Raw genomic sequence first — 14,780 nt, 5'->3', positions numbered from 1 at the left:
TGACCGCCAGTCGTTAAACTGCCTGGTGCAATTGCACGAGCTCGGCTGAGCATATCGGAACGCGCGGGCCGGCCCGAGTCGGCTCGCCATGGCGGCTCGATCCTGTGCCGCGGTTCGGGACGAAGAGCTGGCGTCCACCCGCGAGCGGCACGGCAGGTGAGCGCACCGACTGGGCCGGCGAGACGCTCAAGACCACCTCGGCATGCTGCGGCGCGACCCACTGCCTCGCATAGCTTCGGGTCGACGGTTCAGACATCTAGAGGTTAGTCAAAGCGGCTTCAATAGGGACCGCATCGGTCCGAGCATGCACAGTTCGGCACCGCGACCACTCGAGTCGAAACTTGTGGCAGATGCACCGCCGGACTAGTAAATTCACGTGCATCACCGTCGCGGCGAACGCTACTGCGGAGCCCCACTTGCGGCCTGTACAAGGCTGCGCGAACGTGCAATACTCGCGGCGACCGCATATCTACATTTTGCGGTAGCTTCATAGGCCAGCAGCCGAATGGATGACGACGTGACGCGCCGATTTGATGGAAGAATTGGATGGACGGCAATCACAACTGTCTGCGGCCTGGCGCTGATTCCCGCATCTACACTACTGCTCGTACTGGCAGATCTCTACAGTCCGGTTGACTGGGCTCGCCTGAGCAACGTCGGACAGGCCCTCAGCATAGCATCAGCGCTACTGTCCGGTGGAGCCCTGATCGCATTGGTCATATCGATTCGACTCCAGTCCCATCAAACGAAGGTGATGCAATTCCAGAGCATGCGAACGATGCGGCAAGAGCTATTGAATTCAGCAAACGGAAAAGAGAGGTATCTCGCCATCTGGGGATTTACACCATGGGCGTCGGTTGACGAGATTGAGATGCGAGCGTACTTCGCCAGCGTGTTCTCCTACTACCAGACATCTTTCGGATTGGGCGTCTTTCCGGAAGATGAGCTTCGCCTTGTCCTACGTCGAGCCTTCGCGAGCGAGGATGTCAGAAATGCGTGGCGCGACGTCCGCCAAGCTTACGCGGTCAAGGGCTGGCGGGCCGAATTCCGGCGGTTCGCGCAGATCGCAGACGAGTGCTGGGAACAAGTCCTCGCCGCCCTGGAGGAGACCCCTGAAGCCCCGTCGGCCCCGGAATCCGCCGGGGAGGGCCACGAGCAACATCCATCCTGATGCTGCCTCTTGGCCGCGCCAGCACGGCTCTCCCCCAGTACGTACGGGTTTGATCCCAGTCAGAGCACCGGGCCGCCGAAGGCCGCCTGAGACGCTCCGAAGCCAAGGGGCCGTCAGACGCGGTCGAAGCCCCCGTCCTTCACCGTCCGGAGGAACTGGGCCCATTCACCCGCCGTGACCAGCCAGTGCGGCGCTTCGGGGGTGAGGGTGCTACGCAGCGCGACGCGGCCGTCGGGGAGACGCGCGGCCTCGAGGCAATCACCGACGGCACAGAATTCCCGCCCCACGAACTCGAGCTCGCGCCCCGCACCACTCAACGGTCCACCCCTCCGCTGCACGATCGGGTGATCGTACAGCGGTAGCACGTGATCCACCGGCTCACCGACATCGGGGCCGGCGGGCGAGGAGTGGCGAGCGGATGCCTACTCGTCGTAGGTGTCGGCGACCTCCCGCAGGAACCTCAACAGCTCGTGGCCCTCGAGGGCCTGCTTCCAGGCCGTTTCGAGGCGGTCGGAATGGGTCTGCACGATGTCGGCCTTCTCCTGGAGGCCGCCCCCGTCCTGACCTTCGAAGAAGATGACGTCGCTCTCGCCGTGGTCGAACGACAGGATCTGGAACCCGCCGCCGAGCAGCCCGTGCAGCCCGATGGAGAACGGAAGCACCCGCAGCTCGATCGAGGACGAGCCCTCCTCGACGATGTCGGCCAGGTACTGGACCTGCTCACGCATCACGCCCGGCCCGTGAGCGGGGCGGCGCAGCACGGACTCGTCGACGAGCGCCGCGACCCGCAGGGGATCCGGCTCCCGCTGCAGGACGCTCTTGCGCTCCAGGCGCATCCGGATCATCGTCTCCAGCGCCCGGCCGGGGACCGTGGGCTGGGACGCCGTGACGATGGCCCGGGCGTAGCGCTCGGTCTGCAGGAGACCCGGAACAGCCCCCGAGGAGAACTGGCGGAGCCTGGACGCGCCGGCCTCGAGGCCGATGAACCGGTGCAGGGTCGACCCGGGCGCGAGCAGATCGCCGTACGAGTCGTACCACGCGGCCTGCTTGCCCTCCCCCGCCAGCTGCACCAGCTCCTCGCGCGCACTCGGGGCCTCGTACAGGCGCAGGAGGGTGTCGATCTCCGGACGCCGAGGGGTGGAGAGCCCCGTCTCGATGCGACTGATCTTGGAGACCGAACAGTCGAGCTCCTCCGCGGCTCGGCTGACCGCCACCCCGGCCGCCTCCCGCAGGCGCCGGAGCTCGGTGCCGAGGGTTCGACGGGACAGGACAGGGCTGGTGGCCATGCCGGTACCCCTTCGGGTCAGACCTGATCCGGTGCAGGACGCCCAGAGCGTGGACGCCGGCGCGCCCGCCGTTGACCAGCGGGTGTGCGTGACGAATGAGAGTACTCCTGGTGTCTCGCGATGGCCATCACTGTCATGCAGAACACGAGACGCTTTGTGCACATTCTGTGAGCAATCGCGCTGTGCACTTGCATGACGACTGAGAGCGCCGCACACTCGCAGTAGGTCACCGCCCGAGGAGGCACCGATGACCGGGATCGCGTTCATCGCCGTCGGAGGAGTCCTCGCCCTGGTCCTGCTGGCCGTGCTGATCGGCAACGCGGACGCGCGAGCGCAGCGGGAAGCGTGGAACCGGATCGCCCGCCATCGCCGAGAGCTCGGCGAGTGGGAGCGGGAGCTGATCAGGGCCGCCGAGTCGGAGGGGTGCCCGGCCTGCCGGATGCTCCGGGAGCGGGGCAAGCTGCACGACCCGCTCTAGTGTCCCGAGTCGAAAGTCCACCACGTAGCTCGACGGCCCAGCTCCACGCTGAGCGCACCGGCGAACCGGCCGAGTACGCCCGGTACGAGGCCGGCGCGCCGGCGCACTCAGCGAGTACCTGGATCCGCCGATATACGCACCGAACTTCCGACTCGGGACACTAGGTGCGGCCCTCAGCTCAGGGCACGTCGCCCGGACAGCGCGCGGCCGAGGGTCAGCTCGTCGGCGAACTCGAGGTCGCCGCCCATCGGGAGGCCGGACGCGAGCCGCGTGACCGTGAGACCGGGAAAGTCGCGCAGGAGCCGCACGAGGTAGGTGGCGGTCGCCTCACCCTCGGTGTTCGGGTCCGTCGCGATGATCACCTCGGCGATCTCGGTCTCGTCCGCCGCGGGCCCGGTGCCGCCGAGCCGGGCGAGTAGCTCCCGGATCCTCAGCGCGTCGGGGCCCACCCCGGCCAACGGGTCCAGCGCGCCGCCGAGCACGTGGTAACGCCCCTTGAACTCGCGGGTGCGCTCCACGGCCAGCACGTCCTTGGGCTCCTCGACGACGCACACCACTGTGGGGTCGCGCCGTGCGTCGGCGCAGTAGCGGCACCGCTCCCGCTCGGAGACGTTGCCGCACACCTCGCAGAACCGGACCCCTTCCTTCACCTTCTGCAGGACGTCCTGGAGCCGCCCGACGTCGGCGGGATCGGCGGCGAGCAAGTGGAACGCCATCCGCTGGGCGCTCTTCGGCCCCACGCCCGGCAGCCGGCCGAGCTCGTCGATCAGGTCCTGGACCGGCCCCTCGAACACGGCAGGGCAGCGCTACGCGTCGAGGCCGGGCAGGCCGAGGCCACCCGCGGCACCACCGAGGCCACCTGCGAGGGGGCCCATCTTCTCGGCCTGCAGCTCCTGGGCGGCTCGAGCGGCGTCCTGCAGGGCGCCGACGACGAGGTCCTGCAGCGTCTCGACGTCCTCGGGGTCCACCACCTGCGGGTCGATCCGCACGGAACGCACCTCACCCGCGCCCGTGGTGGTGACCTGCACCAACCCGTTGCCCGCCTGGCCGACCACCTCCGCGGACGCCAACTCGGCCTGCGCGGCCATCAGCTGCTGCTGCATCTTCTGCGCCTGCTGCAGGATCATCTGCATATCGGGCTGACCCGGTTGCACCAGCGATCTCCTCGCACATCGTGCCCTGCGCCGGCACCGCCGGCTCCACAGCCAGGCTAGGCCATCAGCGATCCGGGAGGCTGGCAGGCTGACCCCCGTGAGCAGCTCGCGCTGGATCGCGCCCGTCACCGCGGCGCTCCTGGCCATCAGCGGGTGCTCCGACGCGGTCGCCGGGGCCGCGCACGGGGCCGCGGTGGTAGCGCCGCCGGCTCCGCCCCCGCCCGTCGTGGTGCTCGACCCCGGCCACAACGGCCGCAACGGCGCCGAGCCGGCCGCGGCCCGCAGGCTGGTGCCCGACGGCCGCAGCGGCGAGAAGGCGTGCAACACCGCCGGCACCTCCACCGACGCCGGGTACCCGGAGCACGCCTTCGCGTTCGACGTCGCCGAGCGGGTGACGACGAGGCTGGAAGCCGCGGGCGTCCAGGTCGTGCTGACGCGCGCGGACGACCACGGGGTCGGCCCGTGCGTGGACGAGCGCGGCCGCGCCGGTGAGGCGGCCGGCGCCGCGGCGGTGGTCTCCATCCACGCCGACGGCGCCGCTCGCGGCGCGGCGGGATTCCACGTGGCCTACTCCGACCCGCCGCTGAACCCCGTGCAGGCCGGGCCTGCGCGAGAGCTCGCCACCGCCCTGCGTGACGCGATGCGGTCGGGCGGCTTCGCGGACTCCGACTACATCGGCCGCGACGGGCTCTCGGCGCGCGCCGATCTCGCCGGGCTGAACCACGCCACCCGGCCGACGGCGCTCGTGGAGTGCGCGAACATGCGCAACCCGGCCGAGGCCGCCGTGGTGTCCTCCCCCGAGGGCCGCGACCGCTACGCGGGCGCGATCGCGAGTGGCGTGCTGGCCTTCCTCGGCCTGAAGGGGTGAGGCACCGGCTCGGCCGATCGCCCCGGGACCGCGCTCTATGGCCGTTCGATCGCCCGGGCCCCCAGCTGCGTGGTGAGCAGCTCGATCGCGGCTTCCTCGGGGTCGCGGCGCTCGGAGTCGCTCACCGGGACGGCCGCCTCGGCGAGCATGGCCTCCTCGTCGTCGTCCGGAGGGACGTCGTCGTCCGGTGGCTCCGGGGGCAGCGGCACACCGTCATCGGGAGCGGATGACCGGCGCGCCGGTGGCGGCCGGTGGGTGCGCGTCTGCTGGGGTGCCTGCTGTGGTCGCGACGGCGGCTCGGAGCGCCGTGGAGCGCCGCCACGACCGCCCGCCGGCGGGGCGGCGGCCGGGGCGTCGCCGGACTCGCAGCGCACCTGCCAGCGCACCCCGAGCACCGAGTGCAACGCGGCGCAGACGATGTCGGCGTTGCGCGGTTCGGAGAGCCGGCGGGCCAGCGAGGGAGCGCCGATGCCGAGCACGAGTGTGTCGCCCTGTACGGCCCGAACGGTGGCGTTGACCAACATCGCCTCGATGCTGCGGCTCTGCGACCGGGCCGCGGCGAGCACCTCCGACCACACGCGGCGGACGGCTGCGGCGTCCAGCGCGGCTCCGCGATCCGCCGCAGCGGCCTCGGTGGGCTGCGGTGGCTGCGGGGGCGAAGCGGGCCGCTGGGGCTCGAGCGGCTTGGGCTCGGGCGGTTGGACCTGGGGAGATGCGGCGGCGGGGGGCGGGCCGGCCGGCGGCTCGGGGCGCGACTGGGCAGCCGGGGGCTGGGCGACCGGGGGCTGGGCGACCGGGGGCTGGACAACCGAGGGCCGGGCGGCTGGCGGCTGGGCGGCTGGCGGCTGGGCGGCTGGGGGCTGGGCGGCGTCCGTCCGGGATGCCGTCACGGGGGCGGAGGGCTGCGCGTCCGGTCCGGCGCCGGCGTCGGGACGCTCCACCGTGGCCTCGCTCGGCCTGCGGAAGGTGCGGCGCCCGTCGACGGCGCCCTCCTCGCCAGGGCCGGGCGGCGCCGATGCGATGGCGCTGCGCCGCTCCAGCCGTTCGAGCCGTTCCAGGAGCCCCGACTCGGCGACGGTGGCCGCCGGCAGCAGCATCCGTGCGCAGAGGAGCTCCAGCAGCAGGCGCGGCGCGGTGGCGCCGCGCATCTCGGTGAGCCCGGTGTGGACGATCTCGCCGTACCGCGTGAGCGTGGCCGCGCCGATCTTGCCGGCCTGCTCGGCCATGCGGGCGATCTCGTCGTCCGCCGCCTCGACCAGCCCGCGCTCCGCGGCCTCCGGCACCGACTGCAGCAGCACGAGGTCGCGCAGCCGCTGCAGCAGGTCGGCGGCGAACCGGCGGGGGTCGTGGCCCGCCTCGACGAGCCGGTCGACGGCCTCGAACACCGCGGCGCGGTCGCCCGCGGCGAGCGCGTCGACCATGTCGTCGATCAGGGCGACGTCGGTGACGCCGAGCAGCGCGACGGCACGCTCGTACGTGACGCCCTCGGGCCCCGCCCCGGCGAGCAGCTGGTCGAGCACCGAGAGGGTGTCGCGCGCCGACCCGCCGCCCGCGCGCAGCACGAGCGGGTAGACCGGCGGCGCCACGACCGCCCCCTCCTCCGCGCAGATCCGCTCCAGCAGCTTCCGCAGCGTGCCCGGCGGGATGAGCCGGAACGGGTAGTGGTGGGTGCGGGAGCGGATGGTGGGCAGCACCTTGTCCGGTTCGGTGGTGGCGAACACGAACACGAGGTGCTCCGGCGGCTCCTCGACGATCTTGAGCAGGGCGTTGAAACCCTGCGTGGTGATCATGTGGGCCTCGTCGACGATGAACACCCGGTACCGCGACTCTGCCGGCGCGAAGAACGCGCGGTCACGCAGCTCGCGGGTGTCGTCGACCCCGCCGTGCGACGCCGCGTCCAGCTCCGTGACGTCGATGTTGCCCGGACCGCCCGGCGCGAGGGACACGCAGGAGGCGCAGACGCCGCACGGGTCGGGAGTGGGGCCCTGCTCGCAGTTGAGGGAGCGGGCCAGGATGCGGGCCGAGGACGTCTTGCCACATCCCCGCGGCCCGGAGAACAGGTACGCGTGGTTGATGCGGCCCGAGGCCAGCGCTGTGCTCAGCGGCTCGGTGACGTGCTCCTGCCCGACCACCTCGGCGAACTTCGCCGGGCGGTACTTGCGGTACAGAGCCAGCGCCACGGCCGCGAGGCTACCCACCACCACCGACGCCCGGGCGCCGGGGAACGCCATCTGCTCCCCCGCCGGCCGTTGATCGCAGGTTTCACCGGGCCATCCCCACTCACACACCAACATCGGCGCCGACACACGAACTGCAGTTGGTGTGCGAGCACCCCAGTTGGTGTGTCAGCGTGCGGGGCGAGCCGACGGACACCCGGGTGGCGCGCGCCAGCCCGGTCACACACCAACGTCGGCGCCGACACACGAACTGCAGTTGGTGTGCGAGCACCACAGTTGGTGTGCGAGCGCCCGGAAGGCGAGTCGACGTACCAACGGAACCACGGTGGGGGGTCCGGGGGGCGGAGCCCCTCCGGCAGGGGGTCTGGGGGCTTGGCCCCCTAGAGAACACGATGAGCGAGGTAGGCGAAGCGCGCGACGCGAGCACACCTCACCCATGAGCGAAGGGGACCCCGCGCACCCGCCAGAGCCCGTTGACCCTTGCTGCCTTCCGGCCCTGGGGGAGTTCACAGGATGGACGCCGCGCGGGGTCCGGGGTCGAGTGTAGTGGAGTGGGGTCGCGGGGGCGGCGGGCGGCCCGGCTATGCTTCGACGCGGAGGATTCGCCTAGAGGCCTATGGCGCACGCTTGGAAAGCGTGTTGGGTTCACGCCCTCGCGGGTTCGAATCCCGCATCCTCCGCTCACCGAGCAGCGAGAACGCCCGACGGTCGCGTCGCACCGGCCGTCGGGCGTTCTTGCTCGGTCCCGAACCTCGTCCCGGTCGAGCGCCGTCAGCTCCTCCAACAGGCGCGGTGGCTGACGTGGCCCCGGACGCTGTGGACAGCCTGTGCGGGAGCGCTCACGTGCGGTACCGGAACAGGATCCGGCCGCGCGTGAGGTCGTACGGGCTGATCTCCACGAGCACCCGGTCGAGCAGGACGATCTTGATGTAGTTCTTCCGGATCTTCCCGCTGATGTGGGCGAGCACCCTGTGCCCGTTCTCCAGCTCCACCCTGAAGGTCGCGTTGGGCAGGGACTCGACCACGGTGCCCTCGACCTCGATACCTCCCGAAGCTCCGCTCATCGCACGGCCTCGCTGCGCTCGGCCGGCTTTGCCGGGCACTGTTCCGATGGCCCGCTCGCAAGCTCGCGTGCTGGGCGCAGGCGCTGTGCCGATGATTCGCTCGCAAGCTCGCTCATCGGATGACCAGCTCCAGCCCGCTGCCCACGCGCCGGCCACCGACGCCCTCGAACAGCGCCATCGCCGCCACGTCGGACTCGTCGATGTCCACGGATGCGGTGTCGATCCCGCCGCGGCGCAGCGCAGCGAGCACGTCGACCAGCAGCGCGCGACCGATCCCACGGCGGCGTCGGTCGGCCCGGACCGCGACCAGCCCGATCCGGGCGTGCCGGCGCCGCGCCACCACGCGGACCAGCCCCTCGTACCGGTCCGGTCCGGCCGCCACCGCGTACCGCGACGGATCCATCGGCGCCCCGGCCGGTCGGACCGGCACCTCGACCGGCATCGCGGCCCAGCCGACGGTGGCCTCGATCTCGGCCCGGATTGCGGAGTACACCTCCCGCAGCGGGCCCTCCTCGGCCGCGCCGACCGGCAGCAGGGTCACCCCCGCCGGGGGCGGCAGCACATCGGGGCGGGAACCGGTGGGCACCTCGTACAGCCACTCGCGCCGCCGGACCGCCATCCCGGCCCGTTCCCACCGCGCGGTCGTGTCATGGTCGATCCCGTCGACCAGCGTGTGGAGCGGCCTCGGCAGCTCCGCCAGCATGGCCTCGGCGAGCCGGTCGAAGACTGTGCCGTGCCAGGCGTCGACGCTGAGGAAGATCCGCCCGTCGGGCCGGCGCGACGCGTCGCCGCGACCGACCTCCCGGTCGTCCGCCACAGCGCGCCAGTGCCCCTCGTCGACCCGGGTGATCACCGCGCGCTGGGCATCGGAATGCACAGATTCCATGTTTGTCGCCTCTCAGGAGTGCCTGTCATGAGGGGCACTCCTGGCGACAGCTACATCAGCCGCCCGACCGGGACGAGGGGAGCACCCACGTGCGTACTGCGTTCATGGGTCTCACCTCCTCGGGCAGGGTCGCGGTCGGCCCCACAGTAGCCGCACCCGCGCCGGTCCCCCACCTGTTTTCCACCGACCCCGGCGGGCCACCCGCAACGTCTTGATCAGCGAGAACCGGGTTGGGGCCGGGTGGCCGCCAGCTCGCGGAGCAGGGCGGCGCTGTCCTCGTCGGCGGGCAGGAAGGTCTCCAGTGCCAGGTCGGCCGGGCCGACGTCCAGCGGGGCACCGAGCGTGGCGATCACGGTCTGCAGGCCGACCACGCCGAGGCGGGTCTTGAGCTCGAAGCCGGCCATGACGCCGTCGCCGGTCCACCGGGGCGGCGGCTGGCCGGCTGCCGCGGCGAGGTGCCCTTCGGCCTCGAGCACGAGGTCGAGGAGCGCATCGTCGGCGTCCTCCTCGGCCTTCCGGTGCAAGCGGGTGATCAATGGCCGGCTGCAGACCGGGGTGGCGGTGGAGATCCGCGGTAGGCCCTCGGGGTGCGTGGACAGCCGCAGCATGTTGACCGGCGGCGCCAACAGCGCGGGATCGACGCCGTTCCACAGCAGGTCGGCGGCGGTGTTGGCGGCCACGAGGTCCCAGCGGGCGTCGACGACGATCGCCGGGTGCGGGTCGTGGGCGGCGAGCAGCGTGTCGAGCGCCTGCCGCAGCGGGCGCATCGCCCGGTCCCGGGGGCCGGGCCCGCCCTGCGGGGGTGCATAGCCGCCCGCGAGCAGCAGGCGGTCCCGCTCGCGCAGGGGCATTTCCAGTGCGTCGGCGAGGTGGACGAGAAGCTGCCGGCTGGGACGGGCGCGTCCGTTCTCCACGAAGCTGAGGTGCTTCGTGGAGACGCCGGTCGCGGTGGCGAGCTCCAGCTGGCTGATGCCGCGACGCTGCCGCCAGAACCGCAGCACCTCACCCGCGCCGCCCATCACACCACGATAGGGCCATGGCGGGGCTGCACCCAGGAGGTAATGGGCGCCAGCACCTGCCGCGGGCGAAGCTCGCCGCATGCGCAGCTACCGGCTCGACGCGGGAACCGGCCTCGACGGCCTCCGCCTCGACGTCTCCGAACTCCCCGTTCCCGGGCCCGGCGAGGTCCTCGTCGAGGTACGGGCGGCGGCGCTCGGCTACCGGGAGGCGATGATCCTGGAAGGCCGGTACGTGCTCCCGGTCCGGGACGGCGGGATCCCCCTCGCGGAGGGCGTCGGCGTCGTCTCCGCGACCGGACCGGACGTCGCCGGTCCCCCGGTGGGGGCGCGGGTCGTCGTCGCGCCGTTCCCGCGCTGGCAGGACGGACAGTTCTCTCTGGACGTCATCGACCAGATCGGTGGCTCGCTCGACGGGATGCTCGCCGAGCACATCGTGCTGCCGGCCACCGCACTCGTCGAGCTCCCGGACGACCTCGACCTCACCGATGCCGAGGCGGCCACCCTGCCGGTCGCCGGTCTCACCGCCTGGAGCGCTCTCACCGGCGGCCGGGGGATACGGCGCGGGGACACCGTGCTGACCCTCGGGACGGGCGGCGTGTCGCTGTTCGCGGTCCAGCTGGCCGCGGCGACGGGCGCGCGGGTGATCGCCACGACCGGGAACGACGCACGGGCGGGCCTGCTCCGGGAGCTCGGCGCGGACGTGGTGCTGAACTACCGCGACACGCCGGACTGGCCGGCCGCGGTCCGCGCGGCGACGGATGGGCGCGGGGCAGATCTCGTCGTCGACGTGGCGGGCAGCCTGCAGTCGTCGCTGGCCGCCGCCGCGCTGGGCGGCGAGATCGCCGTGGTCGGCTTCGTCGGCGGGCGCCCGGCTGCGTCCCTCGACCCGTATGCGATCTTCACGACGGGCGCGACGCTCCGACCGGTCGCCGTCGGCAGCCGGGCCCAGCTCGTCGCGCTCGTCCAGGCCCTGGCCACCCACCGCATCCGGCCGGTCCTCGACCGGGTCTTCCCCTTCGACGCCGCGCCCGAGGCGTTCCGCCACTACCTCGGCGGGACCGCCCTCGGGAAGGTCGTCATCACAGTCGCACCGAACCACGAGAGGAACTGAGCCATGGCCGCACGCACCGGAAGCGCGACCTGGACCGGCGACCTGCAGGACGGGAGCGGTCGCCTGGTCGTCGGTCCGCAGCGCTGGGAGGCGGACTACAGCTTCCGCTCCCGCTTCACCGACGACGCCGTGGGGAGCACGAACCCGGAGGAGCTGCTCGCCGCCGCGCACGCCGGCTGCTTCTCGATGTCGCTGACGTACGTGCTCACGCAGGCCGGCAGCGTTCCCCGCAGCGTCGCCACCAGCGCCCGGGTGCGCCTGCGCCCCGTCGACGGGGTGCCGACCATCGACCTCGTCGAGCTCGACACCACCGTTGACGTGGACGGCGTCGACGCGGACGCCCTCCAGGAGCACGCCGAGGCGGCCGAGGCGGGCTGCGCGATCTCCCGCGCCCTGACCGGGGTGGCGGAGATCAGGGTCACGGCCCGGCGTCACCCCTGAGCGAGCTGCGTTCCTGGGTCGGAGAGCAGCCGCGAACGCCGATCCGGAGAAGCAACCTCATGATCACCGCTGGCGGTCGCGGGTTGTGGTTGCGGCGGCGACGGAGTAGCTCTTCTCCGTGACTGTGATCGGCATAACCTTCGGGATCATCTTCCTCGCCGAGGTGGCTGACACGAGCGGGCTGGTGACGCTCGTCCTGGCGAGCCGCTACTCGGCGTCCCTGGTGCTCGTGGGGGTTTGTGCCGCTTTCCTCGTGCAGGTGGGCATCGCGATCGCTGCAGGCAGCGTCGTTTCCCTGCTGCCGGAGCGACCGCTCGAGATCGCGCTCGCGGTCGTCTTCCTCGTCGGCGCGGTGCTGCTGCTCCGCGGAGAGGACGATGACGACGACGCCGCGATCGCGAAGGACCCGCTGACGCCATGGCGGGTCGTGGTCACCAGTTTCGGGGTCACCATGCTGTCCGAGCTGGGCGATCCCACACAGATCATCACGGCCACCCTCGCCGCACGGTACGACGACCCGCTCGCCGTCGGGATCGGCGCCGTCCTCGCGTTGTGGGCCGTGTCCGCGCTCGCGGTGTTCGGGGGCAACCGCCTGCAACGGGTGGTGCCGGTGCGCTGGGTGACCCGGGCGACAGCGGCGATCCTGGTGGTCCTAGCCGTGGTGACCGCGGTCGAGGCGTTCCGCGACTGAGCGCCCGCTCGGTTGTCCACGGCTGTCGCCACAGCCGTAGCGAACCGATACGGCTGATCGTGGGCGCGATACCCGGGCGCCGTCATCACCAAGTCCGGCTGGAGCACTAGTCGTCGTCGGCCGGGGCTCCTGGGACCGCCGGGGCCTCGATGCCCGGCCGCTGCCCGTCGTCGTCGGAGCCGGGGGCGTCGTCGACTGGGACCAGCCCGAAGACCGAGAAACTGATCGCCCAGTAGGCGATGTAGCCCACCAGCAGCGCCGCACCGTGCCAGCGCCGCAGGTGCCCGGTGAGCAGCGCGTACGCGGCGAACCCGTTGATCACCACGAGGGCGGGCAGGTGCCAGGTGAAGATCTCCGGGGTGATCAGGAGCGCGCCGCCGGCCAGCGCGATGATGCCGACCTTGGCCGTCACCGAGAACACGACGCTGCCGATGACGTTGCCGACCCCGATCGCGGGTGCGCCCCGCCGGGCGGGCTCCGCGGTCAGGAAGATGTCCTCCACCGAGAGCACCAGCGTCGCGATCGTCGCCCCGAAGACGGTGCCGCTGATCGCGAAGTTCTCGAGGATGCCCGAAGTGCCCTCGGTCATGGCCCAGGCACCGACGACGAGGCCGACCAGCGCGAGGAGCGCCAGCAGGAGCATCACCCACCCGGGCCGGTTCTTGGGCGTGGCCTCGCCCACCTCGCCGGTCTCGTAGAGGTCCCCGGCGCCACCACCTGCGCCGCCCCCGGCCTTCGTGACGCCGGCGGCGGCGAGCTCGCGGCTGTCGAGGCGCTCCAGCACTTCCGTACTCCGGAACGTCGGCATCGCCCGCCGCGACTCGCGGTAGCCCACGTAGCCGACGAACAGGATGAACAGGGCGATGAAGGCGACCGCTGTGGTGGCCGCCAGCTGGCCGAGCAATGCCGGCACGATCAACACGAGCGGGGCGATCGCGAACAGGGCGATGTAGTCCTTGGGGATCTCCACCCGGGAGGGCGCCACGAGGGCGGCGACCGCGAGGACCAGGCCGGTCATGGAAATGACCGTTCCGAAGATGACGCCGAGCGCGACGTCCTCGAGGCCCTCCAGGTTGAGTGCCACCCCGAAGACGAGGTCGTCGAACTCGATCCCGGTGAACAGGATGGCCAGCAGGAAGAGCGAGACCGCCAGTCCACGCGCTGCGCCGACCAGGTAGGTGATCAGCTTCTCGGCGCTGTAGACCAAGAGCGCCGCCCCGACGGCGAAGATGAGTATGGACGTCATTCGAATGCTCCCCCTTGAGCAATCGGACGGGCGAGGCCCCGCCCCACTGTGGCAGTCGGTCGTGACGCATCTCGCCGCCGGAAGGAAAGGGCCTCCGGCGCCGCAACGCCCAGCGTGGCAAATCCACGACCTGCTGTGCGACCACCGTTCGAGGATCTGTGGCCGTCGCCCGGCCCGACGTCCATCCCGCGCCCCGGGGAAGGGGCCGGGCCGCAGTGTGCGCGTGGGCGGCCGCCACCCCAGCCGATCAGCCTCGACGCCGCGCGGGGTGGCCCGCGCGGGGGACGCGGAAGAACGCGTTCACCCCCGGGTGTGCCGTCGACGGGCGGTGCCCTCCGAAAGGGCAGGTCAGTGGGCTGGTGAGGCGGTCAGACCGATCACCACCGCCGGCCCGTGGCGCGGCGGCGTCGTAACCTGCGGGTGGGCCCGCACCGGCGGCACCCCCGGACGAGGACGTCGTACCCGGCACGACAAGACGACGTACCGGAGGTGTGCCGTGGCGTGGGTCGTGCTCGTGGTGTCGGGCGTCCTGGAGACGGTGTGGGCGGCGGCCCTGAGCCGCTCGGAGGGCTTCAGCAGGCTCGCTCCGTCGATCGTCTTCGGAGTGGCGCTGCTGCTGAGCATGCTCGGGCTGGCCTTCGCCCTCCGCGAGATCCCGGTGGGCACCGGTTACGCCGTCTGGGTGGGGATCGGTGCCGTCGGTACCGCCCTGTACGGGATGGCGGTGCTCGGTGAGCCGGTGACTTCGGTGCGGCTGCTGTGCCTCGTGGCGATCGTCGGCGGCGTCGTCGGCCTGAAGTTCCTGCATTAGATCGAGCGCGATCGGGAACAGGGCCTGCAGCGGGTCGTCAAGAGCGGCCCCACGCGGGAGTCAGGAGGAACGGTGACCGTCACGGGCATCATCACCGCGATCATCATCGGCGCCATCATCGGATTCCTCGGCCGCCTCGTGGCACCGGGGAAGCAGGACATCCCGATCTGGGTGACCATCCTCGTCGGCATCGTGGCCGCGTTCATCGGCACCTGGATCGCCGGGTTGTTCGGCGTGGCCGAGACCAGGGGGATCGACTGGATCGAACTGATCATGCAGATCGTCGTGGCCGCCATCGGCGTCACCATCGTCGCCGGCATATACGGCCGCCGAGCGGTAAGGCGGTAGCGCGCATCCCGCCTCGGGTCCTCGACGCG

Annotated in this window: 17 protein-coding genes, 1 tRNA gene, 1 other RNA gene and 1 riboswitch; of the genes, 9 read left to right on the top strand and 10 right to left on the bottom strand. The window is 71.7% G+C overall.

Going from position 1 to position 14,780, the window contains the following annotated elements; genetic code table 11:
- Positions 1-505 precede the first annotated feature (505 nt).
- On the top strand, positions 506-1,171 hold the full coding sequence (locus ABEA81_RS22725) for a DUF6082 family protein (protein ID WP_345607305.1): 666 nt from the start codon (positions 506-508) through the stop codon (positions 1,169-1,171).
- A gap of 113 nt (positions 1,172-1,284) precedes the next feature.
- Here the strand turns inward: ABEA81_RS22725 and ABEA81_RS22720 are convergent, their stop codons facing one another.
- Positions 1,285-1,488, bottom strand: a complete 204-nt coding sequence (locus ABEA81_RS22720; protein WP_345607304.1) for a DUF397 domain-containing protein — start codon at positions 1,486-1,488, stop codon at positions 1,285-1,287.
- A gap of 105 nt (positions 1,489-1,593) precedes the next feature.
- A complete protein-coding gene (locus ABEA81_RS22715; protein WP_345607303.1) occupies positions 1,594-2,457 on the bottom strand; it encodes a helix-turn-helix domain-containing protein in 864 nt (287 codons plus the stop codon).
- A 247-nt stretch (positions 2,458-2,704) separates the two neighbouring features.
- On the opposite strand from ABEA81_RS22715, the gene ABEA81_RS22710 reads away from it, so the two are divergent.
- Positions 2,705-2,935 (top strand): hypothetical protein, encoded by a 231-nt coding sequence (locus ABEA81_RS22710; RefSeq protein WP_345607302.1) that lies wholly within the window; start codon positions 2,705-2,707, stop codon positions 2,933-2,935.
- A 173-nt stretch (positions 2,936-3,108) separates the two neighbouring features.
- Here the strand turns inward: ABEA81_RS22710 and recR are convergent, their stop codons facing one another.
- Positions 3,109-3,729: a recombination mediator RecR gene (gene recR / locus ABEA81_RS22705; protein ID WP_345607300.1), complete on the bottom strand. Its 621-nt coding sequence runs from the start codon at positions 3,727-3,729 to the stop codon at positions 3,109-3,111.
- Between the two features lie 12 nt (positions 3,730-3,741).
- The gene (locus ABEA81_RS22700) at positions 3,742-4,089 is read right to left on the bottom strand and encodes a YbaB/EbfC family nucleoid-associated protein (RefSeq protein WP_345607299.1); all 348 of its coding nucleotides are present in this window, start codon (positions 4,087-4,089) and stop codon (positions 3,742-3,744) included.
- Positions 4,090-4,186: 97 nt separating this feature from the next.
- Between ABEA81_RS22700 and ABEA81_RS22695 the strand changes: the two genes are divergently transcribed.
- Positions 4,187-4,957, top strand: a complete 771-nt coding sequence (locus ABEA81_RS22695) for an N-acetylmuramoyl-L-alanine amidase (protein WP_345607298.1) — start codon at positions 4,187-4,189, stop codon at positions 4,955-4,957.
- 35 nt (positions 4,958-4,992) lie between these two features.
- Here the strand turns inward: ABEA81_RS22695 and ABEA81_RS22690 are convergent, their stop codons facing one another.
- Both ABEA81_RS22690 and ffs read right to left on the bottom strand, forming a co-directional pair.
- Positions 4,993-7,137, bottom strand: a complete 2,145-nt coding sequence (locus ABEA81_RS22690; protein ID WP_345607297.1) for a DNA polymerase III subunit gamma and tau — start codon at positions 7,135-7,137, stop codon at positions 4,993-4,995.
- Between the two features lie 438 nt (positions 7,138-7,575).
- Positions 7,576-7,670, bottom strand: an RNA gene (gene ffs, locus ABEA81_RS22685) — signal recognition particle sRNA small type.
- Positions 7,671-7,729: 59 nt separating this feature from the next.
- Here ffs and ABEA81_RS22680 point away from each other — a divergent pair.
- A tRNA-Ser gene (locus tag ABEA81_RS22680) sits at positions 7,730-7,814 on the top strand.
- Between the two features lie 159 nt (positions 7,815-7,973).
- On the opposite strand, the gene infA is transcribed toward ABEA81_RS22680, so the two are convergent.
- From infA to ABEA81_RS22665, 3 genes are all read right to left on the bottom strand, one after another.
- Positions 7,974-8,198 carry a translation initiation factor IF-1 gene (gene infA, locus ABEA81_RS22675; RefSeq protein WP_345607296.1) on the bottom strand — a complete coding sequence of 75 codons (225 nt, stop codon included), beginning with the start codon at positions 8,196-8,198 and terminating at the stop codon, positions 7,974-7,976.
- Between the two features lie 112 nt (positions 8,199-8,310).
- On the bottom strand, positions 8,311-9,084 hold the full coding sequence (locus tag ABEA81_RS22670; RefSeq protein WP_345607295.1) for a GNAT family N-acetyltransferase: 774 nt from the start codon (positions 9,082-9,084) through the stop codon (positions 8,311-8,313).
- Between the two features lie 215 nt (positions 9,085-9,299).
- Positions 9,300-10,103 (bottom strand): helix-turn-helix domain-containing protein, encoded by an 804-nt coding sequence (locus ABEA81_RS22665; protein ID WP_345607294.1) that lies wholly within the window; start codon positions 10,101-10,103, stop codon positions 9,300-9,302.
- A 79-nt stretch (positions 10,104-10,182) separates the two neighbouring features.
- Between ABEA81_RS22665 and ABEA81_RS22660 the strand changes: the two genes are divergently transcribed.
- The 3 genes from ABEA81_RS22660 (at position 10,183) to ABEA81_RS22650 (ending at position 12,346) form a co-directional block, all read left to right on the top strand.
- Positions 10,183-11,214 (top strand): zinc-dependent alcohol dehydrogenase family protein, encoded by a 1,032-nt coding sequence (locus tag ABEA81_RS22660; protein WP_345607293.1) that lies wholly within the window; start codon positions 10,183-10,185, stop codon positions 11,212-11,214.
- Between the two features lie 3 nt (positions 11,215-11,217).
- Entirely contained in the window at positions 11,218-11,655 is a 438-nt protein-coding gene (locus ABEA81_RS22655) for an OsmC family peroxiredoxin (protein WP_345607292.1), read from the top strand.
- A gap of 118 nt (positions 11,656-11,773) precedes the next feature.
- The gene (locus tag ABEA81_RS22650) at positions 11,774-12,346 is read left to right on the top strand and encodes a TMEM165/GDT1 family protein (RefSeq protein WP_345607290.1); all 573 of its coding nucleotides are present in this window, start codon (positions 11,774-11,776) and stop codon (positions 12,344-12,346) included.
- Positions 12,347-12,452: 106 nt separating this feature from the next.
- Here the strand turns inward: ABEA81_RS22650 and ABEA81_RS22645 are convergent, their stop codons facing one another.
- Positions 12,453-13,592, bottom strand: coding sequence for a sodium:calcium antiporter (locus tag ABEA81_RS22645; protein WP_345607289.1), 1,140 nt, complete (start codon positions 13,590-13,592; stop codon positions 12,453-12,455).
- A gap of 419 nt (positions 13,593-14,011) precedes the next feature.
- Positions 14,012-14,077, top strand: a riboswitch (guanidine-III (ykkC-III) riboswitch).
- Positions 14,078-14,088: 11 nt separating this feature from the next.
- On the opposite strand from ABEA81_RS22645, the gene ABEA81_RS22640 reads away from it, so the two are divergent.
- Both ABEA81_RS22640 and ABEA81_RS22635 read left to right on the top strand, forming a co-directional pair.
- Positions 14,089-14,403, top strand: a complete 315-nt coding sequence (locus tag ABEA81_RS22640; protein ID WP_345607288.1) for a DMT family transporter — start codon at positions 14,089-14,091, stop codon at positions 14,401-14,403.
- Positions 14,404-14,475: 72 nt separating this feature from the next.
- Complete coding sequence (locus tag ABEA81_RS22635) at positions 14,476-14,751, top strand: GlsB/YeaQ/YmgE family stress response membrane protein (RefSeq protein ID WP_345607287.1); 276 nt, start codon at positions 14,476-14,478, stop codon at positions 14,749-14,751.
- Positions 14,752-14,780: the final 29 nt, after the last annotated feature.

It is taken from the genome of Pseudonocardia adelaidensis, from assembly GCF_039543345.1.
In the GTDB taxonomy this organism is placed as follows: Bacteria; Actinomycetota; Actinomycetes; order Mycobacteriales; family Pseudonocardiaceae; genus Pseudonocardia; species Pseudonocardia adelaidensis.
Note: the sequence above shows the minus strand (reverse complement) of the source record. Positions and strands in the feature narration are given on the sequence as shown.